The following is a 5,217-nucleotide window of genomic DNA, read 5'->3' as shown; positions in this document are numbered from 1 at the left end:
GTCTAAATTTCCTAGAATACGTACAACCTTGAGTAAAGGTGTTATTCTACCAAGTTTAATTTTTATTATTGGAGTCAGTTTACTTGCTGCAATTTTTCCACAGATAACCAATGAGCTATTAAACGTAATCAAAACATTCATCTTTGTTAATCTCAATTGGATATATGTATGGTCTGTAACTATATTTATTATCTTCTTGATTTATTTAATGGCCAGTAAATACGGTAATATTCGCTTAGGAAGAAATAATAGTAAACCCGATTATTCCTTCTTTTCATGGATATCAATGTTATTCGCTGCTGGTATGGGGATTGGGCTAATGTACTTCAGTGTTGCTGAGCCGATCCAACACTATTCAAATGAAGTTTTCAGTAACAATACCGCACTACAACGCGCACAAGATGCACAGATGTACACCTTCTTTCACTGGGGAATACACGCATGGGCTATTTATGCTATTGTTGGTCTAGCACTATCTTATTTTGCTTATAGATATCGTTTACCGCTATCTCTAAGAAGTTGTTTTTATCCTCTTTTAAAAGATAAAATAAAAGGTAAATGGGGAAATATGATTGACGTATTTGCCTTGTGTAGTACCTTCTTTGGTATTACAACAACATTAGGTTTTGGTGTTGTACAGATTAACTCTGGACTTCAAACCTTAAATATTTTACCTGAAAACAGCTTTATCTATCAAGTACTTATTGTAGCTGTATTAGTATCTCTATCTATTATCTCTGCTGTTAGTGGATTAGACAAAGGTGTAAAACTACTAAGTAGTATCAATATCATTGCTGTAGTCGTATTGCTTGTTTTCGTACTCGCTTTAGGCCCTACCGTTTATTTAATTGGAAGCTTTACAGAAGGTATTGGTAATTATATATCAAACTTCTTTACCATGACTTTTAGTACACACTCCTTTAATGATAAAACACAACCCTGGTTTTATGACTGGACTATCCTATACTGGGCATGGTGGATCTCATGGTCTCCATATGTTGGATTATTTATTGCTAAAATCTCTAAAGGACGTACTATTCGTGAATATATTGCTGCAGTATTATTACTACCGACACTATTCAACTTTATTTGGATGTCTGTATTCGGGAATAGTGCCATTTGGTTTGATATGAATGTAGCTGATGGTGCATTGAGTACTATTGCTAACAACCCAGATGCGTTGATGTTTGAGTTTTTAGCGTACTTACCTCTAAGTTCAATTACTAGCTTCTTAACTATATCAATTATCATCATATTTTTTGTTACTTCTGCAGACTCAGGAATGTTTGTAATGAACAGTATATCAACCAAGAATGCTAGAATATCCCCTAAATGGCAAACTATTGGATGGGGAGTATTACTAGCTGTATTAGCTTTGTTATTGTTAAACGCAGGTGGATTAGGTGCATTACAAAGCATGACCTTAATTACAGCTCTTCCATTCTCTATTATAATGCTATTATTTATCGTAAGCTTGATCAAAGCACTAGTTATCGATAAAAAATATTATGAAACTGACTTTTCTACTACAACGGTTACGTGGTCAGGAGATTCATGGAAAGAGCGATTAAAACAAATTGTATCCTTTGACGATAAAGAATCTGTACACAAATTTATTGATACGACAGTCAAAGAAGCCTTTAAAGAGCTAGAAACCGAATTTGCTAATAATAATATTGATGCTGTTATCAATACTTATGAAGGTCCTTATCGACTAGAAATTGAGATTAAACACGACTTGGTAAATAACTTTATTTACGGTGTCAGAACAGAGTCTAAAATGGTTTCTGATTACTTATTATCAGAAGAAAACTTACCTGATATTAACGATAATAAAACCTTTTATCCAAAAGCTTATTTTGGTGATTATAGACAAGGTTATGATGTTCACATCTTTACTAAAAATGAGCTAATTTCTGACGTATTAAAACACTATGAACGATTCCTTGAAATTATATCTGAAGAGAAAAATGAAATGTTTATCAGTAGTGATTCCAATCATCGTTTAAGATAATATATTACTAGTCAACTTATTCTAGAATCAAAAAAGAACCATATTAGTTTAAAGTTAATATGGTTCTTTTTATATATTACAAATCAATGAACTGAGTATTTGGATGAAAGCGTTTCCAAGAAAACCAATACTCATCAGACAACCGGATGAGAACTAAATTCTGCTTTTTGTCTCCCGAGAGATACTTTCCATTCAAATCCCAACGTTGAAAACCATTATCTGCTGTAATACATCTAGCTGATAAATCTAAAAGCAATTATTTTGGTGAGCCACTAAAAAGAAAGCCCCCTACTCTAAAAATAAGTAAGGAGCTCTTTGATATGTTTTTAATTACTAAATTACTCTTTAGTATATACAGCTGGCTGGTATGTATTCACTACTAAAACAGTATCTACTTGTAATCGAGCTTTTAACCAATTCGTGATACGTATCTTCTCCGAATTTATAGGTACAACACTATCTTTATACATTAACACCCAATCAACTTGACTAGTTGTATCGGTTAGGTTTCGCTCTACTTTACCTAAAGATACTTGTTCAAGTGATGGGAACAATACTCCGATCTCTTTCACCAAACCAGGCTCGCTCACTTTGTACTTAGCTAACTCGCGCTTTAAATCATTAATAATAACGTCTTTCTCGGATAGGTTACTATTTTGTTTATTGATTTCCTTCATGATTTCAGACTTGATATCTTGCTCATCTTGCTTGAAGGTCAAAGCTACATTATCTATCCCTTTTTCCTGTAGAAGTCGGTTATACATCTCTATATTCTCTTTAGATAATTTCTTATCCAAAAAGGCTAACTCTACCTTACGTGGCGAGGTATTATAATTAATTTTTTTATAGATAACTGTTACCCCTCTAGCAGTAAACTCTGTATTGATAAACTCCTCAACAGTCTTGGTAAATTTCTTCTCATTGAATAGATTATAGGCCAAGTAAAAACTTGGTATAATCAACACTAAAATCAATAAACTAATACCGTATCGCATACGTTTCTCCTTTTTTGTATCTAGTGCAGTCGCTGTAGGATATTTCAAGTATTTAATTACTAAGAACGTCGCTATACAAATAAAGAAACAGTTAATCATATACAGATAAAATGCTCCTAAAAAATAACTAAAATTAAAAGTTGCTAAACCATATCCTGCAGTACATAAAGGAGGCATCAAGGCTGTAGCAATCGCTACTCCTGGAATAGGATTTCCTTTCTCTACTCGAGTAATTGAAATCACTCCCACTAATCCACCAAAAAAAGCAATCAACACATCATAAATCGTCGGTGCAGTACGAGCAAGTAATTCTGATTGTACATCTTTAAATGGGCTTAAATAAAAATAAACTGAAGATACAACCAAACTTACAATTGTAGCTACAACCAAGCTTTTAATAGAAATCTTCAGTAATAAAAAGTTATAGGTACCAAGTGCAAAACCAGCTCCTACAATTGGTCCCATCAATGGTGAGATCAACATAGCTCCAATTACCACCGCTGTAGAATTTACATTTAACCCTATCGACGCAATGATAATTGCACATGCCAAAATCCAAAGATTTGATCCTTTAAAAGCAATATTTGCTACTATATTTTCAAGGACTTTTTCGCCCTTCTCCTCACCTTTGTGAAGATTGATGTAATCAAAAAACTTACTAGTCATTTAAAACATTATTTCGTTGACTTACTCAATACCATATAGCCTAGCACACCACCAATGATGGATGCTACAAAAATACCTATCTTCGCTTGAGTCATGTACTCCTCATTAGTAAATGCTAACGAAGTTACAAACAAAGACATTGTGAATCCAATAGAAGCTAGCAAACCTAATCCTAATAGATTTTTCACATTCATTCCTTCAGGGAAAGGAGCTACTTTTAATTTCACTAAAAGCACTGTAAATCCAACTACTCCAACTACTTTCCCTACTAATAAGCCAAGAGCTACACCAAGAGCTACATTAGTACTAAACAAGTGATCCATATCAATATCTAAAGATACCCCAGCATTAGCTAAAGCGAATATAGGGATAATTAGATAGGTTACCATCGGATGCATCATATGTTCTAAACGTTGTAATGGAGGAGTAGCAGCACTACTTGTATGCTCAATCTCTTCTAAGATATGCAATTGTTCGTTTGTTAATGTCGGAATTTTATCATTGGGATCAATGCCTCTAAACCTATCTAACAAACCTTGCATCTTATCGCCATATACTTTCTCGCTAATTCTCACATTTGCAGGAATTGTAAAAGCAGCTAATACTGCTGCAATTGTCGCATGTACTCCTGAAAGCAAAAATGCTGTCCAAACTCCACCAATACCCAAGATTGCATAAAATATAATATTTCTAACTCCCATTTTATTTCCCAAATACATCACTAATAAAATAGCAGCACCAATGATTAAATGTAACATAGAAATCTCAGAGGTATAAAAGAATGCAATCACAAGTACCGCTCCTAAGTCATCTACAATTGCCAATGCAGTTAAGAAAACCTTTAATGTCAAGGGTATACGACTACCCAATAGATACAAGACTCCTAAGGCAAAAGCAATATCTGTTGCCATCGGAATTCCCCATCCATTAGACATCTCTCCACTTGGGTTTAGAAAAAAATAAATACCCGCAGGAACAATCATTCCTCCTAATGCAGCTCCAATAGGAAGCATTGCTTTACGTGGGTTTGATAGTTCTCCAGCTACAATCTCTCTTTTTAACTCTAGCCCTACAACAAAGAAAAAGATAGCCATTAACCCATCATTAATCCAGTGGTGAATACTATATTCAAAGAAGCTATTGCCTGCCCATTGAAAACCAAATTTATACTCTAATATGTGATGGTACTGTTCTTTAAATGATGTATTTGCTAATATTAACGCTATAATCACACTTATACCTAGAACGATCCCTCCAGATTTTTCTTGTTGCATAAATCGCTGTATCGGTGATACCATCCTCTCAATAGGTGTTTTGTCCAATTGCCTCATAAAAATAACTCTTCTTTTTTAATGTTATACATAGTTTACAAACTCAAAAATAGAAAATTAATTTTGTTAGCTACTATACGACAGTTATTTCTATGAATTCTTATCCTTATTTAACTTTTATAAGATTTTTACTACTTAGATTCAACTAATAAATGCAACAGCATTTATTAGTTGAATCTAAGATAGAATTAAAAATAGTTCAATCTTTTAC

At 33.5% G+C, this 5,217-nt stretch carries 4 protein-coding genes; 1 reads left to right on the top strand and 3 read right to left on the bottom strand.

The window, feature by feature from the left end; translation table 11 throughout:
- Nucleotides 1-2,014 (top strand): BCCT family transporter (locus GOQ24_RS12080; protein WP_243731273.1); only part of this gene is annotated, 2,014 nt, incomplete at its 5' end.
- Between the two features lie 76 nt (nucleotides 2,015-2,090).
- Here the strand turns inward: GOQ24_RS12080 and GOQ24_RS17020 are convergent.
- The 3 genes from GOQ24_RS17020 to nhaA all read right to left on the bottom strand — a co-directional run bounded on the left by GOQ24_RS17020 (nucleotide 2,091) and on the right by nhaA (nucleotide 5,006).
- The gene (locus tag GOQ24_RS17020) at nucleotides 2,091-2,270 is read right to left on the bottom strand and encodes a DUF3179 domain-containing (seleno)protein (RefSeq protein WP_160339806.1); all 180 of its coding nucleotides are present in this window, start codon (nucleotides 2,268-2,270) and stop codon (nucleotides 2,091-2,093) included.
- A gap of 82 nt (nucleotides 2,271-2,352) precedes the next feature.
- Nucleotides 2,353-3,675 carry a DUF389 domain-containing protein gene (locus tag GOQ24_RS12070; protein ID WP_160339805.1) on the bottom strand — a complete coding sequence of 441 codons (1,323 nt, stop codon included), beginning with the start codon at nucleotides 3,673-3,675 and terminating at the stop codon, nucleotides 2,353-2,355.
- A gap of 8 nt (nucleotides 3,676-3,683) precedes the next feature.
- On the bottom strand, nucleotides 3,684-5,006 hold the full coding sequence (nhaA, locus tag GOQ24_RS12065; RefSeq protein ID WP_160339804.1) for a Na+/H+ antiporter NhaA: 1,323 nt from the start codon (nucleotides 5,004-5,006) through the stop codon (nucleotides 3,684-3,686).
- Nucleotides 5,007-5,217 lie beyond the last annotated feature (211 nt).

The sequence above is a fragment of the Myroides sp. LoEW2-1 genome, assembly GCF_009767705.1.
Lineage (GTDB): Bacteria > Bacteroidota > Bacteroidia > Flavobacteriales > Flavobacteriaceae > Flavobacterium > Flavobacterium album_A.
This window is presented reverse-complemented; position numbering and strand designations above follow the sequence as displayed.